This window comes from Streptomyces sp. NPDC000229 (assembly GCF_040300825.1).
GTDB lineage: Bacteria > Actinomycetota > Actinomycetes > Streptomycetales > Streptomycetaceae > Streptomyces.
In genome coordinates this window covers 63,711-78,977 of record NZ_JBEPEL010000001.1, presented here as the reverse complement: position 1 = coordinate 78,977, position 15,267 = coordinate 63,711, and the positions used below count along the sequence as shown (strand labels likewise).

Here is a 15,267-nt window from a genome sequence, read left to right as displayed (position 1 = left end):
CTTCTAGCCCTTCACTCCGGTCAGTGTGACGCCCTCGACGAACGCCTTCTGGGCGAAGAAGAAGACGAGGATCACGGGGGCCATGACCAGCACGGTCGCGGCCATGGTCAGGTTCCAGTCGGTGTGGTGTGCGCCCTTGAAGGACTCCAGGCCGTAACTGAGGGTCCAGGCGGCCGGGTTCTCGGAAGCGTAGATCTGCGGCCCGAAGTAGTCGTTCCATGCGGAGAAGAACTGGAACAGCGCGACGGCCGCGATGCCCGGCTTCGCCATGGGCAAAACCACCCGGAGGAGTGTGCGCAGCTCGCCGCAGCCGTCGACCCTCGCCGCGTCCAGGTACTCGCCCGGCACGGTGAGGAGGAACTGCCGCAGCAGGAAGACGGAGAACGCGTCACCGAACGCCATCGGGATGATCAGTGGCCACAGCGAGCCGGACAGGTCCATCTGCCTGGCCCAGAACAGGTACATCGGGATGATGACCACCTGCGGCGGCAGCATCATCATGGAGACGACCAGCATCAGCGCGAGCCGCTGCCCCCGGAAGCGGAACTTCGCGAGCGCGTACGCGACGGGGACCGACGACACGACCGTCAGCAGCGTGCCGAACCCGGCGTACAGCAGGGTGTTCTTCCACCAGGTGAGGAAGCCGGGGGTGTTCCACACCCGCCCGTAGTTGCCCCACTCCCAGGTGTCGGGTGTGAGGTCGCGGGTGAGGGCCTGCTGGTCGCTCATGAGCGAGGTGAGGAAGAGGAACACGAACGGCAGCACGAAGAACAGCGCGGCGGCGACGCCCAGCGCGTGCACGGCGATCCAGCGCAGCACCGCCTTGCGGCGGGCCGTGCGCGCGGCGGGCGTGACCTTCAGGGGCGTTTCGAGCGCGTGGGTCATGGCGGTCAGTCACCCACCTGTACGAGGCCGCCGCGCCGCCGCATCAGCAGCACCGTGAAGGCCATGGCCAGCGCGAACAGCACCAGGGCGATGACACAGGCCGATCCGTAGTCGAAGCGCTGGAAGCCGAGGTTGTACACGAGCTGCGGCAGGGTCAGCGTCGACTTCTCGGGGTAGCCCGGCTCGAACTGCTGGCCGCTGTTGCCGATGACCCCGGAGGCGACCTTCCCGGCGACCAGGGGCTGTGTGTAGTACTGCATGGTCTGGATGACCCCGGTGACCACGGCGAACAGCACGATCGGGGAGATGTTCGGCAGCGTGACGTACCGGAAGCGCTGCCGGGCCGACGCCCCGTCCAGCTCGGCCGCCTCGTACTGCTCCTTCGGTACGTCGAGCAGGGCGGCCATGAAGATGACCATCAGGTCGCCGACGCCCCACACCGCGAGCACGGTCAGCGCGGGCTTGGACCACGCGGGGTCGTTGAACCAGCCGGGGGCCGGCAGGCCCAGGTCGGCGAGGATCGCGTTGACCGGGCCCGTACCGGGGTTGAGCAGGAAGACGAAACCGAGGGTGGCGGCGACCGGAGGGGCCAGGTAGGGCAGGTAGAACAGGGTCCGGAAGACCCCCGCCCCCGTCTTGATCCTCGTGATCAGCAGCCCGACACCGAGTCCGAAGACGACCCGGCAGGTGACCATGACGACCACCAGCCACAGCGTGTTGGCCATCGACGGCCAGAAGGCCGGGTAGTCGGCGAAGACGTAACGCCAGTTCTCCAGGCCGTTGAAGACGGGCGCCGCGAACCCGTCGTAGTCCATGAACGAGAAGTACACGGTCGAGACCAGCGGGTACGCGAAGAAGACACCGCAGCCGACCAGCCAGGGGGAGAGGAAGGCGACGGTACGCAGCGTGCCACGGGTGCGCTTCGCCCGGAGCGTGCGGACCGTCACTTCGCCTTCTCGATGTCCGTGTCGATCTGCGCGGCCGTCTTCTCCAGCCCGGCCTTGAGGTCCGTGACCTTGCCGGCCTCGTACAGGTAGCCGAACTCCTGGAGGGTCACCTGGTAGGCGCCGCCGTTGACGGACGCGGGGGTGGTGTTGGACTTCGGGTGACGGGCGATGTCGAGGAAGGTCCTGAAGCGCGGGTCGAGTTTCAGCTTCGGAGAGGCGAGCGCGTCGTGCGTGGCGGGGACGTTGCGCAGTTCGCCGGCGAAGTCCACGACCGCGTCGGTGTCGGTGGTCAGGTACTTCACCAGCTCCCAGGCGGCGTTCTGCTTCCGGCTGGTGGAGGCGATGCCGACGATGGTGCCGGACAGATAGCCCTTGCCGTAGTCGGCGGCCTGGTCGTCGGGGACCGGCAGCGGCGCGACGCCGACCTCGAAGGGCACCTCGGCGTCCGTGGTCATGCCCAGGCGCCATTCGCCGTCGAGCTGCATGGCGACCTGACCGGTGTGGAAGGGGTGCTTGGCGCCCCACTCGTCACCGAAGGTGCTGCGGTACCTCTCCAGCTTCCGGAACCCGCCCAGCTTCTCGATCAGGTTCCTCTGCCAGGTGAACATGGCGGCGAAGGCGGGGTCCTTGGCGATGTTCGACTTGCCGTCCTCGTCGAAGTACGTCGGGCTCCACTGGGCGACGAGGTGCCCGGGGGTGCTTTCGTACCCGTGGAAGTTCGGCATGAAGCCGAGCTGCTCGTACGAGTCGCCCTTCGGCTCGGTCAGCTTCTCGGCGGCCTTGTCGAACTCGCTCCAGGTCCTGGGCGGCGCCGCGATCCCCGCCTCCTTGAAGGCGTCCTTGTTGTAGTACAGCCCGTACGCGTCGCCCAGCAGCGGCAGCGCGCAGCGCTTGCCCTCGAACCGGGTGTAGTCCAGGCGCGGCTTCGCGAACGTCTTCTCCAGGTCGATCCCCGACTTCTCGATGAACGGCTTCAGGTCGGCGAAGGCGCCGGAGGAGCAGAACTTGCCCACGTTGTCGGTGGTGAACGACGACACGACGTCCGGGGCGTTGGAGCCGCCGGCCCGCAGTGCCTGCTGGATCTTGTCGTCGGTGATGTTGGGGACGGCCTTCACCGTGATGTCGGGGTGGGCGGCCTCGAACCGCTTGACGGCGGCGTCGACCGCCTTCACCTCGCCCGGCGCGGACCAGCCGTGCCAGAACGTCAGCGTGACCTCGGCCTTCGGGTCGTCGCTCGCGCCGGACCCGGCCGAGCCGGTGCATGCGGAGGTGACCAGGGCTATGGCGGCCGCCGAGGCGAGCACGCCCAGGGCTGTGCGGTTCATTGGCGGTGACTCCTGGGGTGTGGTCAGCGGGAGGTGTCGAAGACTTCGTCACGCGTGGCGGCCAGCGCGCTCTCCAGCGCGCCGCGCAGCACGGGGTGTCGCTGTACGCCGCCGGCGACGAGCCGCGGCCGGGACGCGGCCAGCTCGCCGAGCTCGGCCCGGACCCGCTCGCGCAGCGGCTCACCACCGGCGACGATCACCTCGCCGGACAGCACCACCAGCTCCGGGTCGAGGACGGCGACCAGGGAGGCGAGACCCGTGGCGAGACCGGTCGCGAAGGCGTCGAGGAGCCTGCGGTACGGCTCCGCGTCGGAGGCCGCCGCCCGGCGGACGAGTTCGGCGCCGACCTCGGCGTGCTCCCCGCGCGGGATGTCCTCGATGCCGTACTCGCGGGCCAGCCGGGGCAGCACCTGCGCGCCGGCCAGCTCCTGGAAGCCGCCGCTGTTCGCCTTGGTGACCTGCCGCACCAGCGGCGCGCCCGGCACGGGCAGGAAGCCGACCTCGCCGGCGCCGCCGGTGAACCCGCGGTGCAGCCGCCCGCCGAGCACGAGCGCGGCGCCCAGGCCCTCCTCGTTCCACAGCAGGACGAAGTCCTCGTGCCCGCGCGCCGCCCCGAGCCGCTGCTCGGCCACCGCCACCAGGTTGACGTCGTTCTCGTACTCGACCGGCATCGGCAGGACGCCCGCCAGCTCGTCCAGCAGCGTGGGGGAGTGCCAGCCCGGCAGGTGGGACGCGTACCGCAGCCGCCCGGTCGACGGGTCGAACGCGCCGGGCGTGCCGATCACCAGCCGGTGCAGTTCGCCCCTGGTGATCCCGGCCGCCTTCACGGCCCCGTCCAGCGCCTCGGTGACCTGCCGTACGACGTCTCCCGCCGCCTTCCTGGGGGTCGCCAGCTCGAACTCCCCGACCACCGTTCCGGTGACGTCGGCGACGGCCGCGCGGATGCGCCGAGGTTTCACATCGAGCCCGGCGGCGTACGCGGCGCGGGCGTTGACGGCGTACAGCTGCGCGTTCGGCCCGGGACGGCCCTCCGTCACGCCGGTCGCCACGACCAGCCCGGCCGACTCCAGCCGGGCCAGGAGCTGCGAGGCGGTCGGCTTGGACAGCCCGGTCAGCTTCCCGATCCGGGTCCGGGACAGGGGCCCGTGCTCCAGCAGCAGGTCGAGCGCCGCCCGGTCGTTCATGGCCCGCAGCACGCGTGGCGTGCCGGGTGTGGTTCCGGAGGTTCCGGTCACGAGGGGATGCACCTGCCCTCAGGCTGTTAGGAAACTTTCCTATTGTGTGGGGAAAGTAGGGCGCACGCCGGGGCCCGTCAAGAGACGTCCGCCGATCCGTCCGGAATTCCGCGGTGCCGGGCCGACGTACACTCCGAGCGCAGGCTTCCCACGCAGCCTTCCCACCGCAGCCTTCCCGCCGCGGCTTCCACCGCAGACCGAGCGTTCCCTCCGGCTCCAGCCGGAACATGTCTGCCGCTTCACCTCATCACCGCAGCTTCCGGCGCACCGCCGGCGCTGCCGCCTGGCGACAGCCGCACGACGGGGCCGAGCCACCGTCGAAGGGATCACCGTGAAGCTGAGCGAACTGCTGGCCGGGCAGGAGCACCATGTGCTGCGGGGTGATCCGGAGAAGACGTGGATCACCGGGGGACCGACCTTCGACACCGACCGGGTGACGCCGGGATCGCTGTTCATCGCCGTCCCCGGGCACCGCGAGGGAGGTCCCGGCTCCGTCGCACCGGCCCTCGCCCGCGGAGCGGCCGCGGTCGTCGTGGACGGTACGGCGCCGGAGCTGCCCGAGTCGGTGTGGGCGTCGCCCGCCGATGTGTGCGCGGTGCGGGTGCCCAACGCCAGGGCGGCGGGCGCGGCCGTCGCGGCCCGCTACTTCGGCGAGCCGGGGCGCGAGATGGACATGGTGGCGGTCACCGGCACCAACGGCAAGACGTCCGTGTCGTACATGGTCGAGTCGGTGCTGCGCATCTCGGAGGGCGCCAAGGTCGGGGTCATCGGAACGGCGGGCAGCCGGATCGGCGACCAGCTCATCCCGATGCCGCGGTCCGTCCTGTCCACACCGGAGTCGCCGGACCTGCAGTACCTGCTGGGCTGCATGCGCGACCGCGGGGTCGGCAGCGTGGTCCTGGAGGCCACGTCCATGGGCCTGCTGACGCACCGGGTGGACCGGACCTTCATCGACGTGGGCGTCTTCACCAACCTGACCCAGGACCACCTCGACGATCACGGCACGATGGCGAACTACCGGGACGCCAAGCTGCGCCTGTTCCAGGGCCTGTGCCGGTACGCGGTGGTCAACGCCGACGACCCCGTCAGCGCCGCGATCATGACGATGATGCCGGGCGAGGTGACCACGTACGCCATCGACACCGCTGCCGACTACCGGGCCACCGACCTCGTGGTGGACGCCACCGGCACGCGATTCACGCTGCACCACGGCGGGCGCGCGTACCCGGCGAAGATCCCGGTGCCGGGGCGGTTCTCCGTGTCCAACGCGCTGGCGACCGTGGCGGCCTGCCACGCCCTGGGGCACGACCTGCGCGGCCTGGTCGGCGCGCTCGACCGGATGCCGCCCGTGCCGGGCCGGTTCGAACGCTTCCGGACGCCCGGCGGTACGTCGGTGATCGTCGACTACGCCCACTCACCGGACTCCCTGGAGAAGGTGCTGACCACCATCCGCGGCTTCGCCCGCGGCCGGGTCATCACCGTCTTCGGGTGCGGCGGGGACCGCGACACCACCAAGCGGGCCGACATGGGCAGGATCGCCGGGACCCACTCCGACCTGTGCGTCCTCACCTCGGACAACCCCCGGGGCGAGGACCCCGGGGCGATCCTGGACCAGATCGTGCCGGGCCTGGCGGCGACCGGCACGCCGTTCGAACGGTGCGCCGACCGCCGCGGCGCCATCGCCCTCGCCCTGTCCGCCGCCGGCCCGGACGACGTCGTCCTGGTCGCCGGCAAGGGCAGCGAGCCGCACCAGATCGTCGGTGACCGGCTGCTGCCCTTCAGCGACATGGCGACCGTGCGGGAGATCGCCGGCGCGTAGGGGCTACTTCGTCAGGTTCGGCGGAGGCGTCAGCGGGGTGGCCGCGACCGACTGGGGCGAGGTGGTGGAGGCGAAGGCGGACGGGGGCGCCATGGCGGCGGTCGGGTCCGCGGGGGCGTCGTCCTGCGGCGCCGCCGGGAGGCCGCCCACGATGCGGATGCCCACCTCGTCGAAGGCCCGCTTGATGCGCCAGCGCAGCTCGCGCTCCACGCCCAGCGACTTGCCCGGCATGGTCTTGGCGGAGAGCCGGATCGTCATGGAGTCCAGCAGCACCTCGTTGAGGCCCAGGACCTCGACCGGGCCCCACAGGCGCTCGTTCCAGGGCTCCTCCTTGGCCAGGGCCTCGCCGACCTCCGTGATCACCGTGCGGATGTGCTCCAGGTCCTCGGTCGGCCGGACCGTCACGTCGACCGTGGCCGTGGACCAGCCCTGGCTGAGGTTGCCGATCCGCTTGATCTCGCCATTGCGGACGTACCAGATCTCACCGTTGTCGCCGCGCAGCTTCGTCACCCGCAGGCCGACCTCGATGACCTCGCCGGAGGCGACGCCCGCGTCGACCGAGTCACCGACCCCGTACTGGTCCTCCAGGATCATGAAAACGCCGGAGAGGAAGTCCGTGACCAGGTTCCGGGCGCCGAAACCGATGGCGACGCCCGCGACACCCGCCGAAGCCAGCAGCGGGGCCAGGTTCACGTTGAAGGCACCGAGGATCATCAGGCTGGCGGTGCCCATGATCAGGAACGAGGCGACCGAGCGCAGCACCGAGCCGATGGCCTCGGAGCGCTGCCGGCGCCGCTCGGCGTTCACCAGGAGGCCGCCCAGGGCGGAGCCCTCGACGGCCTGGGCGCTGCGGTTCATGCGCTCTATCAGCTTGGTCAGCGCCCGGCGGACGAGATGCCGCAGCACCACGGCCACGAGCAGGATCAGCAGGATGCGCAGACCGGTGCTCAGCCAGGTGGACCAGTTCTGTTCCACCCAGCCGGCGGCTTCACCGGCCTGCTTGGCGGCTTCGTCGAGCGACACCGGCGCGGGTGTGGGGTCGGCAGCCGGAACGGCGGACCAGAGCACGGCGGGAACCTCCAGGATGGACAAGCGGACCAATTACATTAACGGGGCATCGGGGGTGCTTCGTTGCCATGTTCGAGGGAGAGCTGCGTCTCACCTGGGGATGATCGGGGTGTGGTCGAAAACACTTCGGGCCCGTTACCGGTACGTGGTGGCGCTTCGACCTGGCATGAGGAGAGACTGAGAGCAGATCGTCCCGGCGCGAGCCACGCGCCGCCGGCGTAATAGGAGGCATCCGTGCCGCATGTCCTGGTCCTCAACGCGTCGTACGAGCCCCTCGGCGTCGTACCGCTCCGCCGCGCGCTCGTCCTCGTTCTGGAGAACAAGGCCATCTGCCTCGAGGAATCCGGCGCCTTCATGCACAGTGCCACCCGTGCGATCGCCGCACCCAGTGTGGTCCGTCTGAAGCGGTTCGTACGGGTCCCCTACAGGGGGCCCGTTCCTCTGACCCGCAAAGCCCTCTTCGCCCGCGACGGCGGGCGTTGCATGTACTGCGGTGGCGTCGCAACCAGCGTCGACCACGTCGTGCCGCGCAGCCGCGGCGGACAGCACGCCTGGGAGAACGTCGTGGCGGCCTGCCGCCGCTGCAACCACGTGAAGGCCGACCGGCACCTGCGGGAGCTGGGCTGGCGCCTCCACCAGCAGCCCGCCCCGCCGACCGGCCTGGCCTGGCGCATCATCGGGACCGGACACAGGGATCCCCGCTGGCTGCCGTACCTGCAGCCGTACGGCGCGGACGACGCGATGGCCCGGATCGACAGGGTTTCCTAGGGCTCGGTTCGGCTCCGGGGCGCTGAAGCGTGTGTCGACGGTCGATCGTGCTCGGCTGCTCGTTCCTCACAGCCTCCGCGCGTTCTCCCTTTCGACACCCGCCGCTCCCCCTGCCTTTCGGCGGGGGGACCCCCACTTCGCCTCACTCGCCGGAGGCACCGCCGGGCGCTGGCGCCGCCACCGCATAGGCCTCGACCGCGAACAGCGAGTAGCCGTACTCGGTCGCCCGCGCGTCACCCTGGACACGGACGAAGCGGGTGCCCGGGGCGTCCATCCGGACCGCCTCGCGGCCCCCCTTCCCGTCCCGCACGGTCGCCGCCGTCCGCCAGACGCGGCCGTCCGCCGACACCTGGACGCGGTACTTCGCCGCGTACGCGTCCTGCCAGTGCAGGACGACCTGGCCGAGCCGGGCCGGCCGCGCCAGCTCCAGCTGCCACCAGGCGCCGTCCTCGGCCGGGGACGACCAGCGGGTCTCCGGGTCGCCGTCGATCGCGGCCGAGGCGGGGAAGTCGGCGGTCTCGTCGCCCGACGAGGAGGCCCTCGCCGTACGGGCCAGGTCCGGGCCGCCCGTCGCCGGGTAGGCCCGGACGGTCAGCGTGCGCTCCTGGCCGGCGAAGGACAGCGGCACCCGGTACTCACCCGCCGGGGTGTCCGCCGGGACGGTGATGTCGACCGGGACCGTGGCGGCCGTGCCGCGGGGGACGACCGTCTGCTTCGGGACGGTGACCTTCAGCCCCTTCGGGGCCTTCGCCGTCAGGGCGCCGTGCACCTCGCCCGGCCGCTGGGCGGCCAGCACCGCGTTCACCCGGAGCGGGGCGCCGCCGATCACCGCGTCGGTCTCGGTGTGCGGCAGCTCCAGGCGGGCCTGCGGTTCGTCCGCGAACCAGGGGACCAGGGCCCGGACGCCGGGGGAGCGCCCGGCCCAGGTGATCCGGACGGCGTCGGCGGTGAGCCCGCGCGCGGCCGCCTGGGTCCAGCCACTCGCCGACAGGGCGCCCAGCGGCCGCCAGCCCTGCCCGGGGACGTGCGCCTCGACGGAGCCGTTCGCTGAGCCGTTCGCGGGCAGCGCCCCCGGCACCGTCATCGCGGTGACCGTGTCCAGGGGCCGGGCCCGGTCCAGGCGCACGGTGTACGCGCCGTTCTCACGCTCCACGGTGCCCGCGTCGCGCGACGCGCCCGTCCACCGCGCACCCTCCTTCACGGCCTGCGACAGGAACGGGTCCAGTACTCCCTCGCCCACCGTGACGGGGCTCGCCGCGAGCTCCCGGCGCAGCGGCTCCAGCTCCAGCGACGCCCGCCAGGCGCCCGCCCCGTCACCGCGCGCCTGCGCCTGGAGCATGTCGACGGCCGCCTCGCCCGCGCGGCCGTACCGCGCCAGCTGCTCCAGCCACGGCCGCACCTCGTCGTCCAGCACACCGTCCGCCGTGCCGGTCAGCCGCTCGGGGGCCTGACGCATCACGGTGAACGCCGCCCGCAGCTCGCGCGCCGCCCGGTCCCGGGCCGCCGCGCCGGCCGTCGTGCTGGCGCGGGTGCGCCAGAATCCGGCCAGCAGCGGACGGAGGTATCCCGACTCGGTGCGGCTGAGGATCGACGAGGCGTCGTTGCCGGCGAGGGCGTGCAGCGCCTCACGGGCCTTCGGGTCGCCGCCGGCCAGGTCGCCGATCGCGGCGTGCCAGGACTCCCCGGGGCGGTAGCCCTTGGGGTTCCAGGCGTAGTCGGCGGCGGTGAAGACGGGGATGCGGGACGCGGCGGCCTGCTCCATCGCGTTGGCCAGCAGCGCGGCGGACCCGGCCGCGACGGCCGGTTCACGGCCCATGTAGGGGCCCAGGAAGATGCGGTCCTGCGCGTAGTCGTTGACCGGATAGTTGTCCATGGTGACCAGCGGATGCCCGAACGCGTCCCGCGCGCCCGCCAGTTCACGGCCGGTGATCGTCCGGGGCACGACACCGACCCCCGTCCACGCCACCTGCACCCGGTCGTCCAGCTCCGCGGCGAGCGCCGTGCGGTACTCGGTGGCGCCGTCCTGGTAGAACTCCGTCGGCATCAGCGTCAGCGGCTCGGCGTCCGGGTACCGCCCGGCCAGGTGCCGTGCCAGCTCCGTCGCCACGCGCGCGTGCGCCCGGGCCGCCGAGGCGGGACCGGAGCCGAAGGTGTCCGCGTCCCTGGAGCAGTGCCACTCGTCGTAGGAGGCGTCCTGGAACTGCACCTGGAAGGCGCGGACCCCGAGCGCGTACATCGCGTCGACCTTGCGCTTGAGCGCCGTCAGGTCGTCCTGGGAGGCCAGGCACATCGACTGGGCGGGTGCCACGGCCCACGCGAGGGTCACATGGTTGCGCCGGGCCCGCTCGGCCAGCTCCCGGAACTCGGTCCGCTGGGCCGCCGGGTAGGGCTCGCGCCACTGGGCCTGGCGGTACGGGTCGTCACCGGGGGCGTAGAGGTACCGGTTCTGCTTGGTGCGGCCCATGAAGTCGAGCTGGGCGAGTCGCTGTTCGTGACTCCAGGGGCGGCCGTAGAAACCTTCCGTCAGGCCGCGCACGGCCGTTCCGGGCCAGTCACGCACCAGGACGCCCGGCACCGAGCGGTCGGCGGCTATGAGCTGGCGCAGGGTCTGGACGGCGTGGAAGAGGCCGTCCTTGCCGACGCCGTCGACGGCGACCGTGTCACGGCCCTCGTACCGGCCGGTGGCGATGCGGTAGCCGCCCGCGGGCAGGTCGCCCCGCTCGGGCGCGCGGAGGGCGCGCAGCGCGTTCTGCGCGCCGGTGCCCCCCAACAGCACAACCGGCCCGCGCCCGTCCCGCCCGGCGTACACGGTGAGGACGCCCGCGTCGCGCAGGACGCCCTCCAGCGCGGCCACGGCGTACGGGTCGGCATCCTCGCCCGTGAGGATCGTCACCTCGTCGCCGAGCGGTATCGCGGTGCCGGCCGCCCGGAGGGACTGCGGTCGCGGCCACACCGGGGGCAGGGCGGCACCCTCCCGCTCCGGCACGGTGGCGGTGGGGGAGCCGGGGCCGCCGGGTGCGGCCTGCGCACCGGGAGCGCCGCTCAGGAGGCCGCCGATCACGGCGACCGCGACGGCCGTGGCGGTCCGCTTTCCGCGGCCGAAGCGCCCGAACTGCACGCGCGTCTCCCCTCGTCTTTCGTTGTTCTGCGAGTAGCTTTGCCGGTGGCCGGACCGATGACCGAACCGGTCGGTTTCGAGCCCACCACCGACTCGCCGAAGGTGTCAATGTGCGTGGCCGTTGTGTCGTATTTGCCTACCGGGACGCGGGGTGCGGTCCAACTCCCGTCATGGGAACGCCATGTGACCGACGCCACGTTCCACGGATGTGTGGCCGCCCACTGGGTAGGGCTGCTGTGTCCCACCGTCACCTTCACAGGGAGGCCACCGTGGCCGCTTCCGCCCAGCTCCTGCTCTCCGCCCTCTCCAAACAGGTCCCGGGCCCCGCACCCGTCGCCGACGCGCCGAGCGCCGGCCACGGCCCGGGGTACTGCCCCCTCACCGGGCTGCCGGCCGTCGGCACCCCGCTGACCAGCGAGCCGCCGCTCGCCGGCGCCACGCCCCTGACCAGCGAACCCGCCCTCACCGACTTCACCCCCCTGACCAGCGAGCCGACCGCGCACCGCGCGGCCGGCGGACCGGAGTCACCAGGAGCCTGAATGACCCTTGCCCGGCTCGCCGCGCTGCACGGTGTCGCCACCGCGTACTCCCCGTCCGCGGGCGTCACCGTCCCGGTCCCCGACGCCACGGTGGTGGAGGTCCTCGCCGCCCTGGACGTCGACGCCACCACGCCCGAGGCGCTGCGCACGTCCCTGGCCGCCACCGAGGCGGCCAGGGACGCCCGGCTCCTCCCGCCGACGCTGGTCCTGTGGCAGGACGGCCCGCAGGGGGACGCACCGCCCCACGGGCGGCCGCCCGAGCTGCCGCGCCCGCTCGCGGCGCTCCCGCCCGGCACCGAGGTACGGATCACCACCGAGCACGGCGACGAGATCTCCGGCACGCCCCGCTGGGCCCGGCTGCCGCTGGGCGTGCACCGGCTCGACGCCCGGGCGCGCGACGGGCGCACCGCGCGCAGCGCGCTCGTCGTCGCCCCCGCGCGCGTGCCGCAGCCGCCCGGGCGCGGGTACGGGGTCCTCGTCCAGCTGTACTCGCTGCTCTCCACGCGCTCCTGGGGCATGGGCGACCTCGGCGACCTCCGCGAGCTGGCCGACTGGGCGGGCCGCGCCCTCGGAGCCGGGTTCGTACAGGTCAACCCCCTGCACGCGGCCGTGCCCGGGACGCCGACCGACCCGTCCCCGTACCGCCCCTCCTCGCGGCGCTTCCCCGACCCGGTCCACCTCCGGATCGAGGACATCCCCGAGTACGCGTACGTCCGCGGACACCTCGGCGGCGAGGAGCGCGCCGAGCTGGACGCGCTCACCGGCCGCGCGGCGGAGCTGCGCGAAGGGGTGCTGCGCAAGGGCGAGCTGATCGACCGCGACGCCGTGTGGGTGCTCAAGCGGCAGGCTCTGGAGCTGCTGATGCGCGTGCCGCTCGGCCCCGGGCGGCAGGCCGCCCTGCGGGAGTTCCGGGCCGCGCAGGGCCAGGCCCTGCTGGACCACGCCACCTGGTGCGCCCTGGTCGAGCGGTACGGCGCCGATCGGCGGCAGTGGCCCGAGGGGCTGCGCGACCCGCGCTCGGCCGCCACCGCCCGGGAGCGGGACGAGCTGGCCGACCGGGTCGACTTCCACTGCCGGCTCGCCTGGCTCACCGACGAGCAGCTCGGTGCCGCCGCGCGGGCCGCCCGGGACGCGGGCATGCCGGTCGGGATCGTCCACGACCTCGCGGTCGGCGTCCACCCGGACGGCGCCGACGCGTGGGCGCAGGGGGACGCGTTCGCCGCCGGGATGTCGGTCGGCGCCCCGCCGGACGCGTTCAACGCGCGCGGCCAGGACTGGGGCCTGCCGCCCTGGCGCCCCGACGCGCTGGCCGCCTCTGGCTACGCCCCCTACCGGGACCTGCTGCGCGGCCTGCTGCGGCACGCGGGCGCCCTGCGCATCGACCACGTCATGGGCCTGTTCCGGCTCTGGTGGGTGCCCGAGGGCCGGCTGCCCACGGAGGGGACGTACGTCCGGTACGACGCCGACGCCATGCTCGCCGTCCTCGTCCTGGAGGCCCACCGCGCGGGCGCCGTCGTGATCGGCGAGGACCTCGGCACGGTCGAACCCGGCGTCAGGGAGTCCCTCCAGCGGCGCGGGGTGCTCGGCACGTCCGTGCTCTGGTTCGAGCGGGACTGGGAGGGCACGCGGCGGCCCCTGGCGCCCGGGACCTGGCGGGCGGACTGCGTGGCCACCGCCACCACCCACGACCTGCCGTCCACCGCCGCCCGCCTCACCGGCGACCACGTCGAGCTGCGCCACCGGCTCGGGCTGCTCGCCCGCCCGCTGGAGGAGGAGCGCGCCGAGGACACCGAGGAGGTCGCCGAATGGCTGGCGTACCTGCGCGCGCTCGGCCTCCTGGAGGAGGGGCCGCGCGACGAGGAGGCCGAGATCCGCGCCGTCTACCGTTTCCTGCGCCGCACCCCCGCCCGGATGACCGGGGTCTGGCTCCCGGACGCGGTGGGCGACCGCCGGCCGCAGAACCTGCCCGGGACCTGGGACCAGTACCCGAACTGGCGGCTGCCGATCGCCGACGCCGAGGGCCGCCCCGTCACCCTGGAGGACCTGGCCGTGTCGCCCCGCCTGCACGCCCTGATGGACGTGCTGCGCCCCTCTACGGCACCCCCGGACGCGCGGGGCCTTTAGGCGTTCGCTACGTTTGCACCGTGGACAAGAAGAACGCCCTGCGCGCCGGCGCCGTCGCGGCCGGTACGACGCTGATGATGCTGCTCATGTCGTCCCCCGCGCTCGCGCTCACCCGCGACGACGGTGACGACCCGGGTCCCGGCCTGAGCCTGGCCGAGACCCTCGGCCTGTACGTCGCCGCCCCGATCGTGCTCTTCGCGGTGATCGCGGGCCTGGTCATGGTGCTCGACAAGTCCAAGAAGGTCTGAGGACCTCTTCTCCTTCCGAAGGCGCTGTCCCGGGGATGCCCCCCGCCGGACAGCGCCTTCGCGCGCTCGCACACCGCTCGCGTTCGGCGGCGCGACGCTGGTCAGGTCGTGGTCGCCCCGCCAATCGTTCAGTTGTCCTGAAAATACCAGTGAGAAAGTTTCGATGGACCTAAGCAATGTGGCGGTGCGACGGTAGATCCCGCAACCGAGATCCCCCTCCGTGGGGTGAGAGGCGAGGGGTAACCGTGGCAGTTCTGGACCGCGCCCGTATCGATGAGCACAAGGCCGTGGGAGGGGTGGCCGTCCGGGCCTCGGGTCCCGGCCTCCTCCTCGCGCTCCTCGCGACGGTCGTCTGGTCGGGCAGCTTCGTGGCCTCCCGGGCCCTCCACGACTCCGTCCCACCCGTCCAGGCCGCCTTCTGGCGCTGGATCGTCGCGATCCTCGCCGTGGCTCCCTTCGCGGCCCGCGAGACCTGGCGGCAGCGGAAACTGATCCGGCGTCACCTGAGGTTCATCACCCTCGCCTCCCTGCTCGGCGTCACCGTCTACAACACCCTCGTCAACCAGGCCGGCCTCACCACCTCCGCCGGCACCATGGGCATGGTCATGGCCGCCTCCCCGGTCCTGATGGCGGTGTACGAGCGGCTCGGCGGCGCCCGGCTCGGCCCGCGCCGGGTGACCGGCATGCTCATCGCCTGCACCGGAGTGCTGCTCCTGGTGGGCAAGGGCTCCCTGGTGCCCGACATGGCCGCCGGTGACCTGTGGATCGTGGCCGCGGCGGTCTGCTTCGCCTCGTACAGCGCGCTCCTCAAGCGGCGGCCGGCCGGACTCGGCGGGCCGGCCTTCCTCCTCTCCACGTTCGTGCTCGGCGCGCTGATGCTGCTGCCGGCGTACGGGATCAGTCTCGCCGCGCAGGGCGGGTTCGAGCCCACGGCCGGCACGGTCGGCCCGCTCCTGTACGTCGGCGTCTTCTCCTCCGCCGTCGCCTTCTTCGCCTGGAACAAGGCGATCGCGCTGATCGGCGCGGCCCGGGCGGGAGTCGTGTACTACCTCCAGCCGGTGTGCGTGGCGCTGCTGTCCTGGGCGCTGATCGGCGAGGCGATGGGGCCGCTGCACTTCCTGTGCATGGCGCTGATTCTCGGCGGTGTGGTCCTCGGTACCGCCAGGGGCAGGTGAACCCGGCGACGGGCGT

12 protein-coding genes are annotated in these 15,267 nt (G+C 72.7%); 6 read left to right on the top strand and 6 right to left on the bottom strand.

All coding sequences use genetic code 11. From position 1 onward, the window contains the following. Positions 1–3 precede the first annotated feature (3 nt). Genes ABT360_RS00335 through ABT360_RS00320 form a run of 4 tightly spaced genes read right to left on the bottom strand, consistent with a single transcriptional unit; the run spans position 4 to position 4,341 of the window. The gene (locus ABT360_RS00335; RefSeq protein WP_351808380.1) at positions 4–885 is read right to left on the bottom strand and encodes a carbohydrate ABC transporter permease; all 882 of its coding nucleotides are present in this window, start codon (positions 883–885) and stop codon (positions 4–6) included. 5 nt (positions 886–890) lie between these two features. Further along, positions 891–1,832, bottom strand: coding sequence for a carbohydrate ABC transporter permease (locus ABT360_RS00330; RefSeq protein WP_351808378.1), 942 nt, complete (start codon positions 1,830–1,832; stop codon positions 891–893). Then, positions 1,829–3,157: an ABC transporter substrate-binding protein gene (locus tag ABT360_RS00325; RefSeq protein WP_351808376.1), complete on the bottom strand. Its 1,329-nt coding sequence runs from the start codon at positions 3,155–3,157 to the stop codon at positions 1,829–1,831. Before ABT360_RS00325 ends, ABT360_RS00330 begins: the two co-directional genes overlap by 4 nt. Before the next feature lie 23 nt (positions 3,158–3,180). After that, the gene (locus ABT360_RS00320) at positions 3,181–4,341 is read right to left on the bottom strand and encodes an ROK family transcriptional regulator (RefSeq protein WP_444852156.1); all 1,161 of its coding nucleotides are present in this window, start codon (positions 4,339–4,341) and stop codon (positions 3,181–3,183) included. A gap of 382 nt (positions 4,342–4,723) precedes the next feature. Here ABT360_RS00320 and ABT360_RS00315 point away from each other — a divergent pair, with 382 nt between their 5' ends. Beyond that, positions 4,724–6,211, top strand: coding sequence for a UDP-N-acetylmuramoyl-L-alanyl-D-glutamate--2,6-diaminopimelate ligase (locus ABT360_RS00315; protein ID WP_351808372.1), 1,488 nt, complete (start codon positions 4,724–4,726; stop codon positions 6,209–6,211). Positions 6,212–6,214: 3 nt separating this feature from the next. On the opposite strand, the gene ABT360_RS00310 is transcribed toward ABT360_RS00315, so the two are convergent. After that, positions 6,215–7,279, bottom strand: a complete 1,065-nt coding sequence (locus ABT360_RS00310) for a mechanosensitive ion channel family protein (protein ID WP_351808936.1) — start codon at positions 7,277–7,279, stop codon at positions 6,215–6,217. A gap of 234 nt (positions 7,280–7,513) precedes the next feature. Between ABT360_RS00310 and ABT360_RS00305 the strand changes: the two genes are divergently transcribed. Then, the gene (locus ABT360_RS00305; protein ID WP_073751115.1) at positions 7,514–8,047 is read left to right on the top strand and encodes an HNH endonuclease; all 534 of its coding nucleotides are present in this window, start codon (positions 7,514–7,516) and stop codon (positions 8,045–8,047) included. 142 nt (positions 8,048–8,189) lie between these two features. Here the strand turns inward: ABT360_RS00305 and ABT360_RS00300 are convergent, their stop codons facing one another. Further along, positions 8,190–11,165, bottom strand: coding sequence for a beta-N-acetylglucosaminidase domain-containing protein (locus tag ABT360_RS00300; RefSeq protein WP_351808370.1), 2,976 nt, complete (start codon positions 11,163–11,165; stop codon positions 8,190–8,192). A gap of 269 nt (positions 11,166–11,434) precedes the next feature. On the opposite strand from ABT360_RS00300, the gene ABT360_RS00295 reads away from it, so the two are divergent. The 4 genes from ABT360_RS00295 to ABT360_RS00280 all read left to right on the top strand — a co-directional run bounded on the left by ABT360_RS00295 (position 11,435) and on the right by ABT360_RS00280 (position 15,251). Then, positions 11,435–11,704 carry a hypothetical protein gene (locus ABT360_RS00295; RefSeq protein ID WP_351808368.1) on the top strand — a complete coding sequence of 90 codons (270 nt, stop codon included), beginning with the start codon at positions 11,435–11,437 and terminating at the stop codon, positions 11,702–11,704. Next, positions 11,705–13,828, top strand: coding sequence for a 4-alpha-glucanotransferase (gene malQ / locus ABT360_RS00290; protein ID WP_351808366.1), 2,124 nt, complete (start codon positions 11,705–11,707; stop codon positions 13,826–13,828). Between the two features lie 20 nt (positions 13,829–13,848). After that, positions 13,849–14,076: a hypothetical protein gene (locus ABT360_RS00285; protein ID WP_351808364.1), complete on the top strand. Its 228-nt coding sequence runs from the start codon at positions 13,849–13,851 to the stop codon at positions 14,074–14,076. 254 nt (positions 14,077–14,330) lie between these two features. Beyond that, the gene (locus ABT360_RS00280) at positions 14,331–15,251 is read left to right on the top strand and encodes a DMT family transporter (protein ID WP_444852155.1); all 921 of its coding nucleotides are present in this window, start codon (positions 14,331–14,333) and stop codon (positions 15,249–15,251) included. Positions 15,252–15,267: the final 16 nt, after the last annotated feature.

Bases quoted from the DNA above. Each gene is read 5' to 3' on its own strand.
- malQ (WP_351808366.1), top strand. From the start codon at position 11,705: ATGACCCTTGCCCGGCTCGCCGCGCTGCACGGTGTCGCCACCGCGTAC.
- ABT360_RS00320 (WP_444852156.1), bottom strand. From the start codon at position 4,341: ATGAACGACCGGGCGGCGCTCGACCTGCTGCTGGAGCACGGGCCCCTG.
- ABT360_RS00325 (WP_351808376.1), bottom strand. From the start codon at position 3,157: ATGAACCGCACAGCCCTGGGCGTGCTCGCCTCGGCGGCCGCCATAGCC.
- ABT360_RS00335 (WP_351808380.1), bottom strand. From the start codon at position 885: ATGACCCACGCGCTCGAAACGCCCCTGAAGGTCACGCCCGCCGCGCGC.